The sequence below is a fragment of the Streptomyces qaidamensis genome (assembly GCF_001611795.1).
GTDB classification, from domain to species: Bacteria; Actinomycetota; Actinomycetes; order Streptomycetales; family Streptomycetaceae; genus Streptomyces; species Streptomyces qaidamensis.
In genome coordinates this window covers 7034958-7057165 of the sequence record NZ_CP015098.1, presented here as the reverse complement: position 1 = coordinate 7057165, position 22208 = coordinate 7034958, and the positions used below count along the sequence as shown (strand labels likewise).

Annotated in this window: 18 protein-coding genes; 5 read left to right on the top strand and 13 right to left on the bottom strand. The window is 73.3% G+C overall.

Annotated features, from left to right (window positions below; all coding sequences use genetic code 11):
* The gene (locus A4E84_RS31250; protein WP_079129185.1) at positions 1–1332 is read right to left on the bottom strand and encodes a M14 family zinc carboxypeptidase; all 1332 of its coding nucleotides are present in this window, start codon (positions 1330–1332) and stop codon (positions 1–3) included.
* Between the two features lie 244 nt (positions 1333–1576).
* Positions 1577–2128, bottom strand: a complete 552-nt coding sequence (locus A4E84_RS31245) for a DUF1707 and FHA domain-containing protein (protein WP_033306765.1) — start codon at positions 2126–2128, stop codon at positions 1577–1579.
* 172 nt (positions 2129–2300) lie between these two features.
* Here A4E84_RS31245 and treZ point away from each other — a divergent pair, with 172 nt between their 5' ends.
* Positions 2301–4046 carry a malto-oligosyltrehalose trehalohydrolase gene (treZ, locus tag A4E84_RS31240; RefSeq protein WP_062929744.1) on the top strand — a complete coding sequence of 582 codons (1746 nt, stop codon included), beginning with the start codon at positions 2301–2303 and terminating at the stop codon, positions 4044–4046.
* 77 nt (positions 4047–4123) lie between these two features.
* Here treZ and A4E84_RS31235 read toward each other — a convergent pair whose 3' ends face one another.
* The 7 genes from A4E84_RS31235 to A4E84_RS31205 form a co-directional block, all read right to left on the bottom strand.
* Positions 4124–5140, bottom strand: coding sequence for an aminoglycoside phosphotransferase family protein (locus tag A4E84_RS31235; RefSeq protein ID WP_062931674.1), 1017 nt, complete (start codon positions 5138–5140; stop codon positions 4124–4126).
* Positions 5141–5186: 46 nt separating this feature from the next.
* Positions 5187–6314: an aminopeptidase P family protein gene (locus tag A4E84_RS31230; protein WP_062929743.1), complete on the bottom strand. Its 1128-nt coding sequence runs from the start codon at positions 6312–6314 to the stop codon at positions 5187–5189.
* Between the two features lie 208 nt (positions 6315–6522).
* On the bottom strand, positions 6523–7083 hold the full coding sequence (locus A4E84_RS31225) for a PDZ domain-containing protein (protein WP_062929742.1): 561 nt from the start codon (positions 7081–7083) through the stop codon (positions 6523–6525).
* 395 nt (positions 7084–7478) lie between these two features.
* Positions 7479–9647: a germacradienol/geosmin synthase Cyc2 gene (cyc2, locus tag A4E84_RS31220; protein WP_062929741.1), complete on the bottom strand. Its 2169-nt coding sequence runs from the start codon at positions 9645–9647 to the stop codon at positions 7479–7481.
* Positions 9648–9715: 68 nt separating this feature from the next.
* Positions 9716–10900: a damage-control phosphatase ARMT1 family protein gene (locus tag A4E84_RS31215; protein ID WP_062929740.1), complete on the bottom strand. Its 1185-nt coding sequence runs from the start codon at positions 10898–10900 to the stop codon at positions 9716–9718.
* Between the two features lie 80 nt (positions 10901–10980).
* Complete coding sequence (locus tag A4E84_RS31210) at positions 10981–11628, bottom strand: ScbR family autoregulator-binding transcription factor (protein WP_062929739.1); 648 nt, start codon at positions 11626–11628, stop codon at positions 10981–10983.
* Positions 11629–11917: 289 nt separating this feature from the next.
* Positions 11918–13717, bottom strand: a complete 1800-nt coding sequence (locus tag A4E84_RS31205) for a S8 family peptidase (RefSeq protein ID WP_062929738.1) — start codon at positions 13715–13717, stop codon at positions 11918–11920.
* Positions 13718–14087: 370 nt separating this feature from the next.
* Here A4E84_RS31205 and A4E84_RS31200 point away from each other — a divergent pair, with 370 nt between their 5' ends.
* Positions 14088–15020 (top strand): lytic polysaccharide monooxygenase auxiliary activity family 9 protein, encoded by a 933-nt coding sequence (locus A4E84_RS31200; RefSeq protein ID WP_062929737.1) that lies wholly within the window; start codon positions 14088–14090, stop codon positions 15018–15020.
* A 17-nt stretch (positions 15021–15037) separates the two neighbouring features.
* Here A4E84_RS31200 and A4E84_RS31195 read toward each other — a convergent pair whose 3' ends face one another.
* Positions 15038–15679: a hypothetical protein gene (locus A4E84_RS31195; protein ID WP_062929736.1), complete on the bottom strand. Its 642-nt coding sequence runs from the start codon at positions 15677–15679 to the stop codon at positions 15038–15040.
* Between the two features lie 637 nt (positions 15680–16316).
* Here A4E84_RS31195 and A4E84_RS31190 point away from each other — a divergent pair.
* A complete protein-coding gene (locus A4E84_RS31190) occupies positions 16317–16988 on the top strand; it encodes a DUF6230 family protein (protein WP_062929735.1) in 672 nt (223 codons plus the stop codon).
* Positions 16988–17434 (top strand): DUF6114 domain-containing protein, encoded by a 447-nt coding sequence (locus A4E84_RS31185; RefSeq protein WP_062929734.1) that lies wholly within the window; start codon positions 16988–16990, stop codon positions 17432–17434. Before A4E84_RS31190 ends, A4E84_RS31185 begins: the two co-directional genes overlap by 1 nt.
* 33 nt (positions 17435–17467) lie before the next feature.
* Here A4E84_RS31185 and tatA read toward each other — a convergent pair whose 3' ends face one another.
* Entirely contained in the window at positions 17468–17683 is a 216-nt protein-coding gene (gene tatA / locus A4E84_RS31180) for a Sec-independent protein translocase subunit TatA (RefSeq protein ID WP_062929733.1), read from the bottom strand.
* A gap of 77 nt (positions 17684–17760) precedes the next feature.
* Between tatA and A4E84_RS31175 the strand changes: the two genes are divergently transcribed.
* Positions 17761–19320 carry an LCP family protein gene (locus tag A4E84_RS31175; RefSeq protein WP_062929732.1) on the top strand — a complete coding sequence of 520 codons (1560 nt, stop codon included), beginning with the start codon at positions 17761–17763 and terminating at the stop codon, positions 19318–19320.
* On the opposite strand, the gene mgtA is transcribed toward A4E84_RS31175, so the two are convergent.
* Entirely contained in the window at positions 19311–21821 is a 2511-nt protein-coding gene (gene mgtA / locus A4E84_RS31170) for a magnesium-translocating P-type ATPase (RefSeq protein WP_062929731.1), read from the bottom strand. The genes A4E84_RS31175 and mgtA overlap by 10 nt on opposite strands.
* Positions 21811–22158 (bottom strand): ArsR/SmtB family transcription factor, encoded by a 348-nt coding sequence (locus tag A4E84_RS31165; protein WP_062931673.1) that lies wholly within the window; start codon positions 22156–22158, stop codon positions 21811–21813. The genes mgtA and A4E84_RS31165 overlap by 11 nt, the downstream gene beginning before the upstream one ends.
* Positions 22159–22208: the final 50 nt, after the last annotated feature.

Here is a 22208-nt window from a genome sequence, read left to right as displayed (position 1 = left end):
TCAGTCCCGCTGCATCGGCACCGGCTCGCCCGAGCCGGAGCGGGCACGGGCGCGGCGCCCGGCCAGGTCGAACGCCGCGAGCACCACGCGGGCCTGGTACTCGGCCTGGCGGGCCACCGGGATCCAGCGCGCCCCGCAGCCGTCGCGGTAGTCGGCGCACCACTGGTCGATCAGCCGGTCCAGCTCCGGCAGCGCCCCGGCCGGGTCGCGGCCGGCGGCCCGTACCAGCTGGTGCAGCAGCCCCGCCGTGCGCAGCGCCAGCCGGCGCCCGGAGATGCGCAGGGCGACCAGGTGGGCGGTGCTCAGGGGCGGCAGGGGGTGGGCCGGGCTGTCGCCGGTGGCGGGGTCCCAGGCGTCGGCGAGGCCGGGGCACACCAGGAGGTAGTCGTCGACGGGGGCGAGCAGGCGGGCCGCGTCGGGGACGGTGGCGAGGTGCGGCCGGATCCGGGTCAGCAGGTGCCGCAGGAGGTCCGTGTCGTGGCGCAGGGTGCGGCTGACGGCCCGGAGCACGCCGTCCCGGTCCACGGGCGGGGAGCCGTCCGCCACGGCCGTCACGCCCCACATGGGCGCCTCGACCACCGCGGTGACGGTGCCGTGCCGGTACGGGTGGAACCACGTGGACTCGACGGCGGCCTCCGTGATGGCCGCGGCCAGACCGGCCCGGCGCGGTGGCGGGATCCGGTAGACGGCGGGCCCGAGGCCGGGCCAGTACAGGGCGTCGTAGGCGCCGAGTTCGCGGGGGATGCCGAGCCGGGCGGCGATGTGCGCCAGGCGCCGGTCCATGCCCGGCAGGTCGTGGGTGAGCTCGACGAAGCCGCCGCCGATGTCGACGCCGTGCAGCGAGCACTGGAGGAAGGGGCGCAGTTCGTCCTGGAGGCCGAGCAGGGCGCGGGTCTCCGGCAGGGCGGCGCCTGCCGCGCCGTCGGGCAGCCATTCGGGCTGCTCCAGGAAGCCGGGCCGGAAGAAGTTCCGGATGTACCGGCCGATCGTGTACGGGCCGGGCAGCCAGCCCTCGTTGCGGCGCGACCCGTCCGGGTCGAGGCACAGCAGCAGGTTCCAGGTGGCGTCGGCGCCCTCGGTGAGCCGCGGGTCGGCCAGGGTGCGCTCGGCCAGGCGCAGCACGGTGGCGCCGCCCACCGGTTCGTTGGCGTGCGGGCCGGCGACGACCAGGGCCTGACGGCTGCCGTGGCCGACGGAGAGCAGCCACATGGGGGTGCCGGCGCGGGAGGTGCCCACCCGGCGCAGCCGGGCGTCACGGGGGTGGCGGGCGACGAGGGTGGCGGCGCGGGCGCTCAGTTCGTCGACGGTCGGGTAGCGCAGGAGAGGCGGCAGGGCACACCTCCCCTATGGGTGTCGTCGGTTCACCAGGTGTAGATGGCGTACGCACAGTGAGTCACGACTTCGGGGGTACGTCAACACCGTGGACCGCACAGGGATTTCAGCCATCCTCGCGGGACGGACGATCGGTAATGCCCAGGCCAGAGTTGAGGCGTGGCTCCGTTTCCGGCCAGACGGAACACCTGCCGGGCATCAGCCGGACGGCGACCGGACCTTCAGACGGACGGCAGCCGGACTCTCAGCCGGCCGACAGCCGGAACGTCATCCGGCCGAAGCCCACCTGGTCGCCCTCGCGGACGACGGCCGCGCCGACGACGCGCCGTCCGTTCACCGTCGTGCCGTTGGTGGAGCCGAGGTCGCGCAGGACCCACATGCCACCCTGGTGACGGAGTTCGGCGTGCACGCGGGAGACGGTCTCGTGGTTGAGGCGCAGTCCGCTGGCGGGGTCGCGGCCTATGCGCAGCGGATGGCCGAGCGACGGGTGGGGCAGCTGCAGCTTGGGCAGCCGCTCGGCCTGCCAGGCCCGGCGCAGCCGTACGGAGAATCCGGAGACGGCTTCGACGGTGCCGAACACCAGGCGCGCGAGGCGGCTCTCCGTGCGCAGGTCGGCGGTGAGCGCGGCGAGTTCGTCCGGGCGGCGGGCGGCGAGCGCCAGTTCCATGCGGCGGACGAACGTGTCGTGGGACAGACGGCCCACGGCGACGCCGTCGCGGAGCACCTTCAGCACCCGGTCGCGCTCCGCGTCGGAGAGCCGCGCGGGGAACGTGTTGAACTCGAAGGACGACGTCACTGGGTGATTGTCGGGCAGCGCGGCCGGGCTGTCCAGAAAACGGGAAATCGGTCGCCACATGCGCGTAGCCGGTGAGACCCGCCGCAAATGGGTGGATGCGCCAGCGGATTGATCTCGTTTGCCGCACCATGGACGGGCTACATCACGGTGAGCAGACGAAGGGGAACCGTCCGTGCAGTTCGAGGTGTGGGCACCACAGGCCGGCCGAGTGACGCTCCGGTGCGACGACGTCATGCACGCGTTGGAGCGCGATCCGGAACGGGCCGGGTGGTGGCGGGGCGAGGCCGAGGCCCGCGAAGGGTCCCGGTACGGCTTCGCGCTGGACGACGGGCCCGTGCTGCCCGATCCGCGCTCGCGGCGGCAGCCGGACGGCCCGGACGGGCTGAGCGCGGTCGTCGACCACCAGCGCTACGCGTGGCGCGCGGCGTGGCGGGGACGGCCGCTGCCCGGCGCGGTGCTGTACGAGCTGCATGTTGGGACCTACACGCCCGAGGGCACCCTGGACGCGGCCGCCGGGCGGCTCGGCCACCTCGCCGAACTGGGCGTGACGCACGTGCAGCTGATGCCGCTGTGCCCCTTCCCGGGCACCCACGGCTGGGGCTACGAGGGTGTCTCGCTGTGGGCGGTGCACGAGCCGTACGGCGGGCCCGAGGCGCTGAAGCGCTTCGTCGACCGGGCTCACGAACTCGGCCTGGGCGTGGTCCTCGACGTGGTGCACAACCACTTCGGCCCGTCCGGCAACTACCTGCCCGTCTTCGGCCCGTACCTCACGGACACCCACCACACCCCTTGGGGTGCCGCGGTCAATCTGGACGCGCCCGGCTCGGACGAGGTGCGCGCGTACCTGATCGGCAGCGCGCTGGCGTGGCTGCGCGACTACCGGATCGACGGGCTGCGCCTGGACGCGGTGCACGCGCTGGTGGACACCCGCGCGCTGCACTTCCTGGAGGAGCTGTCGACGGCCGTGGACGCCCTGGCCGCGGAGACGGGCCGGCCGCTGTTCCTGGTCGCCGAGTCGGACCTGAACGACCCGCGGCTCATCACCTCCCGGACCGAGGGCGGCCTCGGGCTGCACGCGCAGTGGAACGACGACTTCCACCACGCCCTGCACACCACGCTGACCGGCGAGTCGCAGGGCTACTACGCCGACTTCGCGCGCGCCTCGCTCGGCGGGCTCGCCAAGACCCTGACCGGCGGCTGGTTCCACGACGGGTCGTACTCCAGCTTCCGTGAGCGGCACCACGGACGTCCGCTGGACCGTACACGGGTGGCCGGGCACCGGCTGCTCGGCTACGGCCAGACCCACGATCAGGTCGGCAACCGGGCCCAGGGGGACCGGCTTTCGGCCCTCGTCTCCCCGGGGCTGGCCGCCTGCGCGGCCACGCTGATCCTGACGGCGCCCTTCACGCCGATGCTGTTCATGGGCGAGGAGTGGGCGGCGGGCACGCCCTGGCAGTTCTTCACCGACCACACCGATCCGGAGCTGGCCGACGCCGTACGGCGGGGCAGGCGGCGGGAGTTCGCCGCGCACGGCTGGAAGGAGGAGGACGTGCCCGACCCGCAGGATCCGGCGACCCGGGACCGTTCCTGCCTCGACTGGTCCGAGCCGGAGCGCGAGCCCCACGCGCGCGTGCTGGCCTGGTACCGGCAGCTCCTCGCCCTGCGCCACGGTCAGCCGGACCTGACCGATCCCGACCTCGCCGACACCAAGGTGGCCTACGACGAGGAGCTCCGCTGGATCGCCTTCCGGCGCGGGGACGTCCTGGTCGCGGTGAACCTGGCCCCCGAGCCGGCCGTCCTTCCGCTCGGCGTGCCCCACGCGCGCGTGCTGGCGGCGTGGGAGCCGGTGGAGACGCCCGGGGCGGACGGTGCGGTGCGGCTGCCCGGGGAGTCGGCCGTGGTGCTGGCCCAGGACTGAGGGGTCCTGCGAGCCGAGCGGGGTCAGCCCGGTTTCGGGTCCTGCGCCGCGACCTGTGACAGCCGAGGCACGTCCCGCTAGAGGGCGTCGTCCGTGTCCCCCAGGTCCGTCACCCGTTCCAGCAGGATCGGCTCCCAGGCGCGGCGCAGCCGGGTCCGCAGGAGGGTGGCGTCCTTGCCGGTGAGGTCCTCGGCGAGGCGGACGACGGTGTCGCAGCGGGCGAGCCAGAGGCCGCGCAGGCAGGGGCGGGCGCCGTAGCCCGCGAGGGTGGCGGCGCGTACGGCGGCGGGCGATCCCACGGAGAGCGCGAGGCCCGCGATGTCCTCAGCCGGGTCACCGACGACCGCGCCGGCCCAGCCGAGGACGCCGCGCACCCGGCCGTCGGCGCTGACCACGAGATGGCTGCCCGTGAGGGCGTGGTGGGTGAGGACGGCCGAGCCGGGCTGGGCGGCGAGCTGGGACGCGGCGGGCGGGGTGAGCTGGTTCAGGCGTGCGGCGTCGAACTCGTCGGCCGCGGCGAGGCGTTCGGCGGCGCGTACGGCGGACCGGCGCAGCGCCTCCAGGGAGCGGGGCGCGGCGCGCGGCAGACCGAGCGTCTCGGCCTGCCGGACCGGCACCTCGCGCAGGCCCGTCAGGAGTCCGGCGAGGTCGGCCTCCCCGACGGCGGACACGTCGTGCTCCTCCCCCGAGCCGCCGGGCACCTTGGTGTCCAGCGTGTAGCCGAGTCCGGGGGCCCACTCGCCCTGTGCGACGCTCACGGGCACCGCCGTCGGGAGGTGCGGACGGACGAGGTCGCGCAGACGCAGTTCGCGCCGCTGGCGCAGGGTGGCCTCACGGTCGGGGGCGAGGCGCAGAACGTGGCGGGAGCCGACCCACCAGGTGACGGGTTCGGCGCCCTCGGTGGCGGGCCGGACGTCGGGGCCGGGGCCGCTCCCGCCGGGCCGGGCCTCTTTGCCGCCCCGGCCGGCTGCGGTGCCCTCGGCGGCCTTGCCGTCCTTGGTGTCCTTGCCGTCCTTGGTGTCTCTGGTGTCCTTGAGCAGGGACAGGACCAGCCGGCGGACCGTGTCCGCGGTGGGTGTGGGTGCCTGGGTCATGGTCGCGCCGTTGCCGTTCGGGAGGCGTGCTGGGGACATCGGGGCCTCACTCCACTATGACCAGCTCACGCGTGGTGGTGTTCAGGCGCCGCCCGCCGTCCTCGGTGACGGTCACGATGTCCTCGATGCGGACTCCGAACCGGCCGGGCAGGTAGATACCGGGTTCCACGGAGAAGCACATGCCGGGCACCAGGGGCCGTTCCTCGCCCGCGATCATGTAGGGCGGCTCGTGGGTGGTGACGCCGATGCCGTGTCCGGTGCGGTGGATGAAGTACTCGCCGTAACCGGCGTCGGCGATGACCCGGCGGGCGGCCCGGTCCACGTCCTGGCAGGCGGCCCCGGGCCGCACCGCGCGGAAGCCGGCCTCCTGGGCCTCGCGCACGATGTCGTGGACGCGGCGTTCCTCGTCGGTGGGCTCGCCGACGTGGACCGTGCGGGAGGTGTCGGAGCCGTAGCCGTCCCGCAGGCCGCCGAAGTCGAGGACGATCATGTCGCCCCGGGCGATGACCCGCTGCCCCGCCTCGTGGTGCGGGTTGGCGCCGTTCGGGCCCGAGGCGACGATGGTGAAGTCGACCTGCTCGTGTCCGTGCCTGCGGAGCAGCCGGTCGAGGTCCGCTGCCACCTCGGACTCCCGGCGCCCGGCGAAGGGGACGTTCCGGATCTCCTCGAACGTCGCGTCGGCGGCGGCACTCGCGGCCGCCATGAGGTCCAGCTCGGCCGCGTCCTTGACGGCGCGCAGCATCGGCAGGGCCTCGGTGAGCGAGGCGTAGGAGCTGCCCGGCAGGGCCTGCTGGAGGGCCAGCAGGTGCAGGGCCCAGGCGTTGTCGCTGATGCCGAACCGGCCGGAGGCGTCGAGGAGGGCGGCGGTGGCGGCGTAGGGGTCCTTGCCGTCGGTCCAGTCGCGCAGGGTCAGGGCGGCCGCGCCGGCCGCCCGGTGTGCGTCCGGGGCCTCCAGGGCGGGGACGACGAGGACGGGGTCCTGCCCGGCGGCGAGGACCAGCAGGGTGAGCCGCTCGGTGACCGCGGGGGGCGTATAGCCGGTGAGCCACACCAGGTCAGGGCCCGGGGCCACCAGCAGACCGGCGAGACCGGCCTCGGCGGCCGCCCGCGCGGCGCGCTCCATGCGGGCCCGGTAGTCGTCGGCGGTGAAGGTGGCGGCCGTGCTTCCGGTCATCCGGGCCTCCCAGGACGGACGAAGGGGCTACGGGCAGCATCCTGCCCGGCCGGAGGGGGCGGCGCGAGCGGTCTGCGGGCATTCACCCGGACAACCTGTCCGACGGCGCAGGGCTGCTCAGGCGCCCGCGCTCATGCTTGGTGTCGTCTTTCCATCGGTGATCGGTGCAGGGACGCCCGGAGTCCCGGGTCGTGCCGTGCGGGCGGCTTCACGCGGCGACGGCCGGTACGAGGGTCAGCTGCTCGTAGCCACCGCTGCGGTGGCGGACCGTCAGCCTGACCTCGGAGCCCGGGCGGGTGCGGGCGACGGCCCGGACCAGATCGGCGGCCGTGTCGATCCGGGTCGTGCCGAAGGCGAGGAGGACGTCGCCGCGCACCAGCCCGGCGGCCTGGGCCGGCCCGGGGACGTGCAGCCCCACGACCACGGCCCCCGGCTTCCGGGCGTCCATGACCTGCACGCCGAGGGTCGCGGCGGCGGGCACGGAGGCGGCGGCGGAGCGGGGAGGGCCGGGGGGCGAGGCCGAGTGCCACCCCCGCGGGTCGAAGCGCCCGCCCTTGCCGAGCACCGTGGCACCCATCGCCCCGAGGCCGATCCCGGACAGCACCAGGACCGCGCCGGTGCATCCGGCGAGCAGCACGTTGAGGAGCCGTCTCCCCCGGCGCCGGGCGGCGTGCGGGCGGGGCCGTGACGGGCCGGGGCCCGTCGCCTGCGCGGCCCCCTCGGGCTCCTGCCCCGGCATCGGCTTGGGTCGCAGCGCGGTCTGTTCCATGGCTCGCCTCCGGATGGTGCCGATCGCCTCCGGCGGATCCCGGAACGATCACGGCTGGTGCTCTACCCGGCACATCGGCGGCCGACGAGCCACGAACGAGTGAGACTGACCGGGCCGGGGCGTCCGGAGGCGAACCGGACGGCTGACCAGGACCGGCACGTCCGGAGGCGAACCGGACGGCTGACCAGGACCGGCACGTCCGGAGGCGAACCGGACGGCTGACCAGGACCGGCACGTCCGGAGGCGAACCGGACGGCTAACCGGGACCGGCACGTCCGGAGGCGGACCGGACACGGGCACGGCACGGGCACAGCCCGGACACGGGCACAGCCCGGACACGGCTCGTACCGCACCGGTCGCCGGGTGCGGTACGAGCCGTGGAGCAGGCGGGGCGCTCAGCGCAGGGCGGGGACCGGCCCGGCCGGCGGCCGGTCCGGGAGGAAGCCGTGGGCACGGCGGGACAGCCACGCGTCCTTGTAGCGGTCCACCTCGCGATGCCAGTTGAGGATGCCGGACAGCCAGTTCCGCAGGTCCGCCACGTACCTCCCCATCGCCGCGCGCGCCTCGCCCGTGAGCTGGAAGTCGTCGTACAGGACGGGCAGTTCGTGCTCGACGACGTGCTCGAACTGGCGCATGCGCTGGCTCATCAGGTCGTGCACGATGCCGAGCCCGGTCGGATAGTCGCAGCCGAAGAAGGTCTGCACGACGAGGATCGCGTTGTGGATCTCGCCCTCGAACTCGATCTCCTTCTGGTACGAGAATACGTCGTTGACCAGGCACGCGAAGTCCATCGCGGCGTTCTCCAGGGAGCGGACCGGGCCGCTGCGGTAGACCTCGGGCGGGACGGCCGGTCCGTGTCCCATCCGGCACAGGCTCAGGGTCAGCTCGGAGCCGAAGGTCGCCCGGCGCATCTCCAGGTAGTCGACCGGGTCGGGCACGCGGTTCTGGAGCTGGTTGGACAGCTCCCACACCCAGCTCTCGGTCATGACGTCGACCGCGGCCTTGAACGTGCGCCGCGCGTCGGGCGTCATGTCCGCGGTGGTGCGTGCCCACAGGTCGGCCAGGCCACGCTCCATGGCGTTGGCCGGAGGCGGCGGCTCCGCACCGTCGAGCGGCATGCAGTCGGACAGGCGGGCCGTGGTCAGCCGGGCGGCGGCGAGGTCGCGGCGGTGGCCGTGGACCAGCGGGTAGTAGTCGTCGCCGTAGGTGCCCCAGGCGAGCCACTGCGCGCTGAGGTCGAGGGCCTCGCGCGTGGCGTCCGGGTCGAGGCCGGCCGAGCAGAGCGCGAGGTCGTAGGCGCGGAGCTTGTCCTCGTCCCAGACGCCCTCGGCGAGGATGCCCATGCGCTCCACCCAGTGGCGCAGGCTCTGGCGGGCGTTGTCCAGGTGCGGGCTGAGCTCCAGCGGGAACGGCATGCGGATGTCGGGGATCCGCGCCGGTCCGACCTTCTGGTACGGCACGTGCGTGTACGAGCGCAGCCGCCGCTCGGCCCCGGCCGTCGCGAGCAGGGCGCGGACGTCGGCGGCGGAGGTGCCGATGCCGGAGCATCCGGGCCACGGGCCGTCGCCGCGCAGCGCGTTGTCGTTCATGTAGCGGCTGGAGCGCAGATGCCACTCGTGGCCACCGGACTGCCAGTCCTGCAGCCCCTTCGTGTACGCCGCCACCGCCGCGAGTTCGTCCGGCCCGAGGCCCTTCTCCAGGGCCACGGCGGGCACTTCGGTGAACGCCGTGTGCTCGAACTGGTGGAGGCGGGAGGTGAGGACGTCGTTGACGGTGTCGGCGGCCTCCTGGGTGGTGCAGCCGAAGAAGGTCTCCAGGACGAGCACGCCGTTGCTGTTCTCGCCCTCGTCCTCGACCTCGCGCTGGTAGGAGAACAGGTCGTTGCGCAGGTGCACGGCGTCGGAGAACGTCTCCATCAGCACCCTCAGCGGCCTGGACCCGGCTACGGCGGCGGGTACTTCGGCGGTCGCGTACTCCACGAGCCCCGCCGACCAGGGGGCGCCACCGACCTTGCGGCGCATCTCGATGTACTCGACGGGGTTGGCGATCCGCCCCTCGTTGATGTTGGACAGCTCCCACATCGACTCGTTGAGGAGGTGCTCGGTGGCCACGGCGAAGCGGCGCCGCCAGGCCTCGGACATCTTCGGCACCGTGCGGGCCCACAGGTCGGCGAGGCCCGCCTCGACCGGGTTCCTCGGTTCCGGCACGGGAGCGAACAGGTCCAGCGGCATGAACAGCGGCAGCCGGTCCAGGTGGGCCTTGCCGGCGGTGCGGTCCTGGCTGCGCTTGTACATCTCCAGGAAGTGGTCGTCGAAGAAGAAGACCCACACGTACCAGTCGGTGATGAGGGAGAGGGCGGGGCCGTCGCAGTCGGGGTGGGTGTAGGCGCAGAGCAGGCCGTAGTCGTGCGCGTCGAGGTCGGCCTGCTCCCAGACGCCGGATCCCTCCAGCATGCCCATCTCGCGCGCCCACCGAGTCGAATGGGCCCTGGCCTCGTCGACGTGCGGGTTCAGCCGCGCGGGATGCGGCAGGTAGAAGTGCGGGAGTTCGAACGGCTGCGTCATGGCCGGGCCCTACCCGGTGCCCCGCGACGGCATCCGCCGAGTGGCACATGATCACACCATCGCGTGAATCAGGGGACGTCCCGGACCTGGATCAGCGCGTGTGTGCCGCTGGTGCGCCAGCGCTGCTCCTCCGCCGCGACCAGGGCGGCCTCGGTGTGTGCGTCGAGGCCGGTGATCACGTCGGACTTCAGGGTGCGCAGGGCGGCGACCGGGCCAGGGAAGCAGGTGGCCACCTCGGCGAACGGCGTGGTCGGCTCCCAGAGCCGGTCGCCCACCAGTCGGCGGTAGTTGAGGTCGCCCTTGACGATCGTGAGGGTGGCCGCGGCGAAGTCGGCGCGCAGGTCGCCGGGCATCTCCGCGTACGGCAGCGGGGCGCTGGAGAAGGGGTGGGCGCGCAGGGTGAGACGCCCGTCGCCCAGGGCGGACCACAGGTGTCGCCCGTACGCGGCGGCCGCTCCCTGGGCCCCGGTCAGCCGGCGCAGGGCGTCGACGACGTCGGCGGTGGTGGCGTCGGAGACGTAGTAGGGGTACGGCTTGACGTGCAGGACCGCCTGTGCGATGAGGCCGCTGTGCAGGAGGTGTGCGATGAGGAGGAGATCGGGGACGAGTTCACGGCCCGCGTTGTCGGCGACCAGGTACAGCGTGCCCCCGTCGGCCTTGTCCAGCAGCGACCAGAGCCGGTCGCTGTCGTCGGCGACCAGCCCGGGCGCGGCGTCCGCGGCCCGCGCGCCCTCGGCGGAGAGGCGGAAGCCGAGGTCGGCGCGGTTGCCCCACAGGGAGCCGTGCAGCAGGGCCTGGGCCTGTTCGGCGGCGGGGCGGCCGGCGAGGCCGTCGAGTGCGGCGAGTTCCTCATCGGTCTCGGCGGAGTCGAGTTCGGCGACTTTGAAGGGGCGGAAGGGGTCGACGCCCTGCCACGGGCCGGGGCCGAAGTAGCCGACGGCCTGGAGCAGTCGGCGGTAGAACCAGCTCTCGGACCAGAGCCACGGCACGTCGAACCAGGAGCGGCCGGTGTACTCGCCGAGCCCCCAGGTCTCCCAGTGGTCCCGGTCGTGCGCGTCGGCGGGGAGGGGCTCGATCTCGCCCCCGGTGCAGTTGGCGAGCAGTTCGTCGAGGGCGCGGTGCTGCCCGGGTTCGTACGGGAAGGCCTCGCGGACCTGCTGGATGATCGCGGGGTGCCGCTCGGCCAGCACGCTGTGGGGGAAGGAGCCCGGCTGGTTGCCGAGGAGCAGGGGTGCGGAGGGGGTGTCGGGCATGGGCCTCACGGTAACGCGCGGGTACGCCGTGGTGATGCGCGTGCCCGCCGCACGGGCCCGACTGCCGGGCGCACCCCCGGTCACACCGGTGCGATCTCCCGCTCCAGACGGGCCGCCAGGCTCAGATAGCGGGCCCGGCGGGTCACCGGGACCAGGCCGCGGATGAGTATGTTCCACATCTCGGCCGTGCGGCGGGGCTGGCGCGCGACCGGCTCGCGGGAGCGGCCCACGACGCGGGTGCCGACGAAGAAGCAGACCAACGAGTGGGCCACGACGTCGATGTCGATGTCCGGATGGACGTCGGACTCCTTGACCGCGCCGACGAGCCGGGTCGTGACGATGTCCAGCCACTCGGTGAAGGGGTGGCTCAGGGGCGGCTTGGGCCGGATCCCTCCCGTGGCGAGCCGCAGCCCGGCCCGCAGCACCGGGTCCTCGACGGACATGCGGGTGATGCCGAACGTGAGGCGCATCAGCGCCTCCAGGGAGGTGTGGCCGCGGTTGTCCGTCTCCGTCGCCAGCCGGCGGGCCGTGTGGGACTGGAGTTCGAGGATCGCGTGGGCGAGGTCCTCCTTCGCCGCGAAGTGGAAGTACAGGGCGCCCTTGGTGACGTGGGCGTGCTCCACGATGTCGCTGAGACTGGTCGATTCGTAGCCGCGACGGTCGAACAGGTCAGCGGCGGCCGTGATGATCGTCGAGCGGGTCTGCTCGGCTCGCAACTGCCTCGCCATCGGCTGAACTCTCCCGGGACGGAAATGAACGGGTCATGCCGTTTGTTTTTACCCCCCGTACACGATAACTCACCCTGAGACGGCCCCCATCACACCAGTTTGCCGGAGTGCGGGTGCACATCCGGCAAAACAAGCGCAACTGGTGAAAGAAAACAGCGCGTTCGGTATCTAACTGTGGGGAATCCGGGGCCGGACGTAAAGGCGGGCCGGCCGGTGCCCCATCCGCACCGGCCGGCCCGCCTGCTCGCGGCCTGCCTCGTTCAGAGTTCCCGAAGGAGATTCGCAGGAATCAGAAGGTCAGCTTCCAGCCGTTGAGGGTGCCCGTGTCCTGGGCGGCGGTGTCCTGGACGCGCAGCTTCCAGGTGCCGTTGGCCACCTCACTGGAGGCGTTCACCGTGTAGGTGGTGTTCACGTTGTCCGCGGAGTCCGACGCGGCGGCCTTCAGGCGGTACGCCGAACCGTCCGGCGCGACCAGGTCGATGACGAGGTCACCTCGGTAGGTGTGGGTGATGTCGACGCCGACCTGGAGGGCCGAGGGGGCGTTGCCGCTGCGGCCGGTGACGCTGATCGGCGACTCGATCGCCGCGCCGGCGTCCGGGATGGCGACGGCAGTGGTGCTGGAGAACGTGGTGCCGGTGGACGTACCGCCCTTGACGGCCTGGACCGTCTTCGCTGCGTCCGCGAGGCCCGCGCCACAGCCGCCGGAGCAGGTGCCCGGCAGGGCACGGGCGTTGGCCTTGATGGCCGACTCGATCTGCGCCGGGGTGAGGGCGGAGTTGGCCGACTTCATCAGGGCGGCGAGGCCCGCGACGTGCGGGGTGGCCATGCTGGTGCCCTGGTAGTAGTCGTAGTTCTCGCTCGACGGCGTCTTGGTGCCCGCGTTCAGCGTGGACAGGATGCCGTTGGCCTTGGAGGTCCTGGTCTCGCCGCCGGGGGCGGCGATGTCGACGAGCGAGCCGTAGTTGGAGTAGGAGGCACGGCTGCCCGCGCGGTTGGTCGCGGCGACCGTGATCACGTTGTTGCAGTTCGCCGGGGAGGCGTTGGAGACGTTCTGGTTCTCGTTGCCGGCCGCGACGACGACCGAGGTGCCGCGGTTCACGGCGCCGTTGATGGCGCTCTGGGTGGCGCTGGAGCAGGCGCCGCCCCCGCCGAGGCTCATGTTGATGACCTTGGCGACGTTGGTGTTGGCGGGCACGCCCGAGACGCTGCCGCCGGACGCCCAGGTGATGGCGTCGATGATGTCGGAGTCGTAGCCGCCGCACTTGCCCAGCACGCGGACCGGGGAGATCTTGGCGCCGTAGGCGACACCGGCGACACCCTTGCCGTTGTTGGTGGCGGCGGCGATGGTGCCGGCCACGTGGGTGCCGTGCCAGGAGGAGGTGGACGCGGGGGTTCCCGGGCCGCACTCGCCCGCGTTGTTCCAGTCGCCCGGGTCGGCCGGGTTGCTGTCACGGCCGTTGCCGTCGACGGAGACTCCGGTGTCGGAGATGAAGTCGTAGCCGCCGACTGTGTTCGCGGCCAGGTCCGAGTGGGCGACGTAGCCGGTGTCGATGACGGCGACGGTCACGCCGCTGCCGGTGGTGGTGTCCCAGGCGGCGGGGACGTTCATGCCCGCGGTGGACTCGAACAGGTCCCACTGCTTGCTGTACTCGGTGTCGTTCGGGGTGACGGCCGTCGGCTTGTTCAGGCGGTCCGGGACGACGTAGGCGACCTGCGGGTCGGCCTGGTACTGGGCGACGACGTCGGCGACGTCGGCACGGGTGGGGTCGCTGCCCAGCTCGACGAGGGCGGCGCCGGTGCCGAGGCGGCGCTGGAAGTCGATCTCCTCGCCGGTCTTCTCGGCCTTGGACGCGGCGTCGGCGGCCGCCGCCTTGTTGGACTTGGCCTCGCTCGCGCCGGACTTGTAGCCGACGATGAGGCGCTCGGCCTGGACACCCGGGGCGGCCTCGGTCTGCGCGGCGGGAACGGCGGCCGGGCGGGGGGCCTGCTCCTGGGCGACGGCGACCGACGCGGGGGCGGCGGTCAGCAGGGCGGTGGAGACGACGGCGACGGATATCAGCTTCCGTCTGAGCTCTGGGGAGATACGCACGGTCGTTGCCTTTCGTGGCCGGACTCCGGGCTGGGCGGAGCGGCGGTGGGGTCGCTTCGTCCTCGAAGCGGAGGGGGGTCGTTCGAAAAGCGAACAGCGACGCGATGGCCGGCCAGGCGTGTGGGGAGCGGACCGTTCGGGGTTACCTGTGGGTCAGCTGTGGTCGAACGATAGGCAAAGGAAAGGTCAGCGGGATACGGGGGAAACCCTCGATCCACCGGCCCGACAACCCTCTATGGCGGGCGTACGGAGGGCAGTTGGGCGCTCAATGGCCCCTTTTGCAGCAGGTCGTGGCGCGATGAACGCGTCGGGCCGTTTTCCCGTACTGCACTACCGAACGTCGCCGCCCGGGCCGAGGAGAAGCAGACGGATGCCTCGTACGACCGCACACCGCACCGCACTCGCCGCCGCTCTGGTGACCCCGCTGCTGCTGCCGCTCGGGACGGCGGGGCCCGCCCGCGCGCACGGGGCGCCGACGGACCCGGTGAGCCGGGTGGTGGCCTGTTCCCCGGAGGGCGGTGACCGGGCGGGCACGGCGGCGTGCCGTGCGGCAGTCGCCGCGAACGGCGCGCCCTTCACGGCGTGGGACAACCTGCGGGTGGCGAACGTGAGCGGCCGGGACCGCGCGGTGATCCCGGACGGGAAGCTGTGCAGCGGAGGCCTGCCCGCCTACCGGGGTCTCGACCTCGCCCGCGCCGACTGGCCGTCGACCCGGATGGTGCCCGGCGCGACGCTGACGATGCGGTACGTGTCGACGATCCCGCACACCGGCACGTTCCGGATGTATCTGACGAAGCCCGGCTACGACCCGGCCGGGCCGCTGTCCTGGTCCGACCTGCCTCAAAAGCCCTTCGCCGAGGTGACGGACCCGGCCCTGAGGGACGGGGCGTACCCCATCGAGGCGACTCTGCCGTCCGACCGGACCGGGCGCCATGTGCTGTACACGGTCTGGCAGAACAGCAGCACGCCGGACACCTACTACTCGTGCTCGGACGTGGTGTTCCCGGAGACGGAGAAGGAGACGGAGAAGGCGCCGCGGAAGGAGGAGGCGAGCACGGAACGGAAGACGGAGGAGCCGGAGGAGAAGGAGCCCGAGCAGAAGAGGGAGCCGGAGAAGGAGGAGCCGGTGGCGAGCCCCGCCGCGGACTCCCCCGGCCCGCAGCCCCAGGGCGACCACACGCCGCTGGCCACCACGTCCGGCCCGTCCTCCGGCCCGTCCGCGCCCATGCTGGCGGGCGGCGCCGCGGCGGGGCTGCTGCTCGCCGGCGGCGCCGCCCTGGCCCTGCGACTACGGCGACGCTGAACTACCGCTGACCGGGCCTAGTTGACGACGACGGCGACGCCGCCCTTGGTCACCGGGGCGTACTTGGCGGTGAAGAAGGCGTTGCCGAAGCACAGCGACGAACCGGACACCTTGGTGAACTGCTGGTTGGTGAAGGAGATGCTGTTGTCGGTGTTGCTCGCCGTGCCGGTCAGGCCGGGGGCCTGGTAGACGCAGGTGATGGTGCCGAGCAGGGTGCGCAGCTTGACGGTGGACTGGACGGCGGAGCCCGCGGCCGGGGTCACGGAGACGGTGCCGCCGGAGGACACGCTGGTGGTGTAGGGCAGGTTGTCGACGGTGATGCCGCTGACGCCGAGCACCCCGACGACGTTGGTGGTGCAGCCGCTGGTGTCGAAGCTGTGCGAGGTCAGGGACTCGGTGGCGGTGCCGGGGGCGGCCGGGTTGTCGGTGACGGCGGCGGAGAACGCCGACTTGGTGCAGGAGATGCCGCTGGTGCCGGTCGCGCTGGAGTAGAAGGTGGCGGCGGTGCCGCTCGCCAGGGAGGCGTCGAGGACGTCGCCGACCGCGACGGCAGCTCCGTCGGCGGTGGTCAGGACGGGGGTGTCGGCCGCGGAGGCGGGGGCGGCGAGGCCCAGGGCGGCGACGGCGGCGGTGAAGGCGATGAGGGTGCGCGTACGCATGGGGATGTACCTCTTTCCGTAGCGGGGGGTGAGGGGTGGGGGGTGCGCCGGGCGTCCGCCGTTGCCTGCCCGTCACGCCTTCTCCGTACGTGACGGGCCGGCAACGGCAGGCCGGTCACCGGCCGGAGGTTCACACGGGAAGGGACCTCCGGCCGGGCCGGGCGGGGGGTGGCTGGTTGCACGGCTCCCAGGGAAGCGGCCGTGCCGTGGCGGGGGGATCGGGCGAGGGAAAGCCCGTGCGGACGCACCGGGCGACGAGATGCCCTGACGGGGGCGAGCGGGTCCGGGACACGCGGACGTGCCGCGTGGCGGATCCGGCGCCACGGATCCGGTGGGACGAGGAGAGTTGTAGACCTGCCCGTCCGTCAACGTCAAGGCCTTGCAGGGGAGTTGTGAGCATCGTGAGCGTTTCGGGAAACCGCCGACTCACCCGTGGCGCACAATCACCACTCTTTGTTCACACTTCCCTTGACCCTTCATGTAACCCCCGGTAACTTCCTCGACGGCTACTGCGGCGTAACGAGAAAGCCCTTGCAACCGCCGGGAGTTGCGGGAGACGTGCGTACGCGGTCGGTGTCCGCGCCAGGGCAACGTGCCACCGAAGTCCGATCCGCACCGACATGCACCTGGAGCAGACATGACCTCCTCCGCCGAGCACACCCCCGAAAGACCGGACGGCACCACCGCCCCGGACGTCAGTGACGCTCCCGCGCGACGCGGGCGGGTCCGGGCACGCCGGGCCGCGGTGATGGCGGTGCCGGCCACCCTGGCCGCCGCGGGCCTCGCGGTTCTCACCGCCGAGGGCGCCCTGGGCGTGCAGTTCGCCATCTCCGGCATGCCCTTCACGGTCACCGCGACCGAACTGGACGGCACCGGCTTCGCACAGTTCGGCGGCCTGGACGAGATGGCCGAGGGCAGCCCCAACGCGGGCGAGACCGGCGGTCAGGTGCTGGTCGTCACGTCCGTGATCAAGAACGCGACACTGACCAAGCTCTGCCAGAGCGTGGACCTGGGCGGCACGAACCTGGTCATCAGGGCGGGTGAGGGCTCGCAGAAGGTGCGCGCCAGCGATCTGACGACCGACTCGACCGACCTGTCCGGCGACGCGGCCTTCACCAACATCGAGATCGGCAACGACGCCAGCACCCTGAACAAGGCGGGCCCGAAGGGACGTGGACCGATCGGCGTGTTCAGCCAGCAGTCCGACACGGTGCACATCGCCAACCTGCGGCAGACCAACTACGCGACGACGGCCGGTGTGTTCAAGCTGCCGGGCCTGAAGCTGGGCTTCAGCGGATCGGGTTGCTGATGTCGCGCGGCCCGCGTGAGGGAGTCCGGCCCGCCTTCAGGCAGTGGCGGGCCGGCCGCCCGTTCTGGGGCGGGCTGCTGCTCGCCCTGGGCGGGGCGGAGATCCTGCTCACCCTGAAGGCGTCGCTGGACGTCATCCTGCACGTCGGCATGCAGGGCCTGGCGGGCTACCTGCTCCCGGTGGTGATGCTGCTGTGCGGCGTACTGATCCTCTTCAACCCCACCCAGCGCCTGTTCTACTCGGTCATCGGCGTCCTGGTCTCCCTGGGCACCTGGATGACGTCCAACCTGGGCGGCTTCTTCGTCGGCCTGCTGCTGGGCGTGACCGGCAGCTGCCTCGCCTTCGGCTGGCTCCCGGACCAGGAACCCCGCGTCAGCCGCAGACAGCGCCGGAAGCGGGCCCGGGCGGCCAAGACCCTGTCCCCGACGCCGGCGCGGCAGGCCTGAGGAGTCTCCCGTGGCCGATCCGGACGACGGGTTCTAGCCGGCGTCCGCGGGCGCGGTGGACCGGGTCTGCTCGCCGGGCGCCGCGCCCGAACCGCCCTCCCCCTTCAGCGCCTTGGCCTCGCTCTTGAGGATCCGCATCGAGCGGCCCAGCGATCGCGCCGTGTCCGGCAGCTTCTTCGAACCGAACAGGACGATCACGACGATCGCCACGATCAGCAGATGCCAGGGCTCCAGTCCGTTGCGCAGCATGTCCTGCCCTCCCTCTCGCCAACAGTTGCTACATTGCGCAACTGTACAACCCCCGGGCGAGAGGCAAGCAGACGCCGATGACGGTCACCAGCAATCGGAGGACGGACCCGCCGCGGCACCGGAGCGGGGGCGCCGCCCACGGCAACCGGGCCGCCCCGCGCGATCGCAGGCGCCGGCGCGGCCGCCGCGGCCGGGGCATACGCACCGCCCTCCTGGTCACCCTGGCCCTGCTCGTGCTCGCCGCGGGCGGCGCCGGCTGGCTGTACCTCAAGCTGGACGGCGACATCAGCACGTTCGACTCCGGCGGCCTGTCCGACAACCGCCCCGACGCCGGCTCGTCGAAGGGCGAGAACGTCCTGGTCATCGGGTCGGACACGCGCACCGGCGGCAACAACGCGCTGGGCGGCGGCGACAAGGACGACGTCGGCCGCTCGGACACCGCCTTCCTGCTGCACGTCTACGCCGACCACCGGCACGCGATCGCCGTGTCCGTCCCCCGCGACACGCTGGTCACCATCCCGCCCTGCAAACTCCCCGACGGCACGTGGACCAGGGCCCAGCCGAACACGATGTTCAACGCGGCCTACTCGGTCGGCCAGACGCCGAAGGGCAACCCGGCCTGCACCCAGAACACCGTCGAGCAGCTCACCGGACTGCGCGTCGACCACACCGTCGTCGTCGACTTCAAGGGCTTCGCGGAGCTGACGGACGTGGTGGGCGGGGTCCGGGTGTGCCTGCCGCAGGACGTCTACGAGAACGACCTCGACCCGCATCTCACCGCCCCGGGCAAGCTGCTCTTCCACAAGGGCGAGCAGACCGTGTCGGGGCGGAAGGCACTGGACTACGTCCGGATCCGGCACGGCATCGGGGACGGCTCCGACATCGGCCGGATCAAGCGCCAGCAGGCGTTCGTGGCGAGCCTGCTGAAGGAGGTCAAGAGCAAGGGCCTCACCCCAACAAGGCTGCTGCCGCTGGCCGACGCCGCGACGAAATCGCTCACCGTCGACCCCGGCCTCGGTTCCGCCGACAAGCTGATCTCCTTCGCGATGACCCTGAAGGACATCGACCTGCACAACACCAAGTTCGTCACCCTGCCCTGGCGTTACGAGGGGTCCCGGGTGGCGGTCGTCCAGCCGGACGCGGACGCCCTGTGGGCCGCGCTCCGGTCCGACCGCACGATCGACGGCGAGAACGCCGGCGGCAAGAAGACCGGAAAAGCCGGTTCCGGTGCCGCCGCCTCCCCCACGCCGCCGGTCTCCGGCGCGGGCATCGACGTCGCCGTCTACAACGGCACCGCCGTTCCCGGCCTGGCCGCCCGCGCCGCCGCCGAACTCACCGGCGACGGCTTCACCGTCACGGGTACGGCGACGGCGGCCGACCAGGGCCACACCACCACGCTGGTCGAGTACGGGCCGGGTCTGGAGGACCGGGCCAGGACCGTCGCCCGGGCCTTCCCCGGGGCCGAGCTGCGGTCCGTGACCGGCAGCGGGATCAGCGTCGTCCTCGGGCAGACGTACGCGGACAGCCCGGCGGCGGGTGCGTCCGCCTCCCCGGCCCCCTCCGCCGTGCCGTCCGAGGTGGCCGACGGGGCCCGGTCCGCGGACGACAACCCCTGCTCGAACCTCACCTACGGCTGACGGCGCCGGTGCCGGGTCCGGGCCGCCGCCAGGGCCAGCGCGTACAGGCCGAGGACGACGGCCGGCAGCAGGTAGTACGCGGCGGGCAGGGCCGTCATGCCGAGGGCCGATCCGAGGGGGCTCGGCGGGAGCAGCACGCCGACGGCGGCGAGACCGGCCGCCGCCAGGCCGACCGGGCCCGGCGCACGGCCCGGTCCGCCACGCCGGCCCGTGCGCAGGAGCAGCATGACCACGGCCTGGGTGAGCAGGTTCTCGGTGAACCAGGCGGAGTGGAACACGGCCTCGTCGTCCACGGCGGCGTCCGGGCCGTGCAGCGCCAGGGCGAGGACGGCGAAGGTGGCGAGGTCGGCCAGAGCGTTGAGCATCCCGAAGCCGACCGCGAAGCGGAGGAAGGAGCGCGGCCTCAGCACCGCCGGGCCGCGCAGGGCGGCCGCGCCGGGACGGTCGTGGGCGAAGGCGAGCTGGGCGGCGTCGAAGCACAGGTTCTGCGCGAGCACCTGGGCCGGGAGCATCGGCAGGAAGGGCAGGAGCAGCCCGGCGGCGAGCATGGCGACGACGTTGCCGAGGTTCGAGGAGAGCGTGACGCGCAGGTACGAGGCGATGTTGCCGCTCGCGTGCCGGCCGGCCGTGATCGCGTGGCCGATCGCCGTGAGGTCCTTGTCGGCGAGCACGACGTCGGCGCTCTCCCGTGCCACGCCGACGGCGGAGCGGGGCGCGATGCCGACGTCGGCCGCGCGCAGCGCGGCCACGTCGTTCACGCCGTCGCCGAGGAAGCCGACGGTGTGCCCTGCGGCCCGCAGGGCGGTGACGAGGCGGGCCTTGTCCTGCGGGGTGCAGCGGGCGACGACGGTCGCCCCGCCGGGGCCGTCGGGGAGTTCTGCGGCGGTCCGTACGTCGCCGGGATCCAGGCCCAGGTCGCGGCAGGCCCGGGCCGCCGTGGCGGGGTGGTCGCCGGTGAGGACCTTCACGGTGACGCCGCGTCCGGCCAGTTCACGCAGGGCCTCGGCGGCGGTGGGGGCGAGGGCGTCCCGGAAGGTCACCAGGCCCTGGAAGGCCAGGCCCCGGGGGTCGGCCGTACGGGCAGGGGCGCTGCGGGCGCCGACGGGGCGGTCGGCCGTGGCGACGGCCAGGACCCTGAGGCCGGCGTCCGCCTGCCGGGCGGCGAGGGCGAGCAGCCGGTCGCGCTCGCCGGCCGCCGTGACGCAGCGCTCCAGGACGGCTTCCGCCGCGCCGGTGACGACGACGGTGTGCCGCCCGAGGTCGCCTCGGACCACCGCAGCCGCCCACCGCCGCTCGGGGTCGAACGGCACGGCGTCCACCCCGTCGTACTCCTCGCCCACCGGCCCGGCCGCCTCCAGCAGGGCCTCGTCGAGGGCGTCGGGGGCGGGCAGTTCGGCGAGCTGGAGGGTCCACCAGGCGCCGACGGCGGCCCAGCGCAGTACCTCGGGGTCGTCCCGGCCGGCCGTGTCGAGGGCCCGTTCGACGACGGGGCGGTCCTGGGTGAGGGTGCCGGTCTTGTCGACGCACAGCACGTCGACCGCGCCCAGGTCGTGCAGGGCCGGCAGCCGTTTGACGATGACGGCGTGCGTGCGGGCCAGGAGGGCGGCGCCGCGGGCCAGGCAGGTCGTGACGATCACCGGCAGCATCTCGGGTGTCAGCCCGACGGCGACCGCGACGGCGAACGGCAGGGTCTCCAGGCCGCGGTCGCGCAGGGTCGCGTTCGCCATCAGCACGAGCGGCGGCGTCAGCAGCATGAACCGGATCAGCACCCAGGAGATGCCGTGCACGGACCGGTCGAAGGCCCCGCTCTCCCGCGGCGCGGGCGGGGTCCGGTGGGCGGCGGCGAACCGTGTCGCGGCCCCGGTCGCGACCACGAGGGCGGTGGCGCCGCCGGCGGCGACCGTGCTGCCCTGGAAGCACAGATGGGGTTCGTCGGGGTCGTCCTCGTCGACCGCCCGCTTCGCCACCGGCGCCGACTCCCCGGTCAGGGCCCCCTGGTGCACCGTGAGCCCGCGGGCCCGGAGCAGCCGTACGTCCGCCGGAACCAGATCACCGGGACCGAGCCGGAGCACGTCGCCGGGGACCAGTTCGCCGACGGGCACCTCCCGGGGTTCCGGCGGCTCGTCGGGTTTGGAGCGCCGCAGCACCGTGGCGGTGCCCGCGACCAGTTCGCGCAGGGCCGTCAGGGAACGGTCGGCCCGGTGCTCCCCGCCGGCCCGCAGCGCGCAGCTGACCATCACCAGGGCGAGGATCACCACGGCGGTGCCCCACGAGGCGACGGCGGCGGACACCAGGCCGAGGCAGAGCAGTACGGCGGTGAAGGGGTCGCGCAGGGCCCGTACGCAGCGGCGGGGCCAGGACGGGGTACGGCGGTCCGGCAGGGTGTTCTCACCGACGGCGGCCAGCCGCGACGCGGCCTGGGTCTCGGTCAGCCCCCGGGGGCCCGACTCCAGCCGCCGCAGCACCTCCAGGGTGGTGCCTCCGGCGGCCTCAGAGGCCATGGAGGCGGCGGCGCGCCGGCGCGGGGCGGTCCGAGAGCCGGTCCACCAGGAGGTGTACGACCTCGACGATGTCGGGGTCGTCGACGTAGTACACCTGCCGGCGGCCCTCGCGGCGGGAGCGCACGAGTCCGGCCAGCTTCAGCTTGGTGAGATGCTGGCTGACCGCGGGCAGCGCGCCGCCGACCCGCTCGGCGAGGCCGGTCACATCGCTCTCGCCGCGGGCCAGCGCCCAGACGATGTGCAGCCGGGCGGGCGAGGCGAGCAGCCCGAAGGACGCGGCCGCCCGGGCGAGCACGTCCGCGGAGGGGTCCTCGAAGCCACCGCCGCTCGCCGCCACCGTCACCGCCCCTTCCGTCGCCTCCGTCGCCCTGCGCGCCGCCCCAGTCT

Bases quoted from the DNA above. Each gene is read 5' to 3' on its own strand.
- A4E84_RS31235 (WP_062931674.1), bottom strand. From the start codon at position 5,140: ATGACCCAGGCACCCACACCCACCGCGGACACGGTCCGCCGGCTGGTC.
- A4E84_RS31230 (WP_062929743.1), bottom strand. From the start codon at position 6,314: ATGACCGGAAGCACGGCCGCCACCTTCACCGCCGACGACTACCGGGCC.
- A4E84_RS31225 (WP_062929742.1), bottom strand. From the start codon at position 7,083: ATGGAACAGACCGCGCTGCGACCCAAGCCGATGCCGGGGCAGGAGCCC.
- cyc2 (WP_062929741.1), bottom strand. From the start codon at position 9,647: ATGACGCAGCCGTTCGAACTCCCGCACTTCTACCTGCCGCATCCCGCG.
- A4E84_RS31215 (WP_062929740.1), bottom strand. From the start codon at position 10,900: ATGCCCGACACCCCCTCCGCACCCCTGCTCCTCGGCAACCAGCCGGGC.
- A4E84_RS31210 (WP_062929739.1), bottom strand. From the start codon at position 11,628: ATGGCGAGGCAGTTGCGAGCCGAGCAGACCCGCTCGACGATCATCACG.
- A4E84_RS31200 (WP_062929737.1), top strand. From the start codon at position 14,088: ATGCCTCGTACGACCGCACACCGCACCGCACTCGCCGCCGCTCTGGTG.
- A4E84_RS31195 (WP_062929736.1), bottom strand. From the start codon at position 15,679: ATGCGTACGCGCACCCTCATCGCCTTCACCGCCGCCGTCGCCGCCCTG.
- A4E84_RS31190 (WP_062929735.1), top strand. From the start codon at position 16,317: ATGACCTCCTCCGCCGAGCACACCCCCGAAAGACCGGACGGCACCACC.
- A4E84_RS31185 (WP_062929734.1), top strand. From the start codon at position 16,988: ATGTCGCGCGGCCCGCGTGAGGGAGTCCGGCCCGCCTTCAGGCAGTGG.
- tatA (WP_062929733.1), bottom strand. From the start codon at position 17,683: ATGCTGCGCAACGGACTGGAGCCCTGGCATCTGCTGATCGTGGCGATC.
- A4E84_RS31175 (WP_062929732.1), top strand. From the start codon at position 17,761: ATGACGGTCACCAGCAATCGGAGGACGGACCCGCCGCGGCACCGGAGC.
- mgtA (WP_062929731.1), bottom strand. From the start codon at position 21,821: ATGGCCTCTGAGGCCGCCGGAGGCACCACCCTGGAGGTGCTGCGGCGG.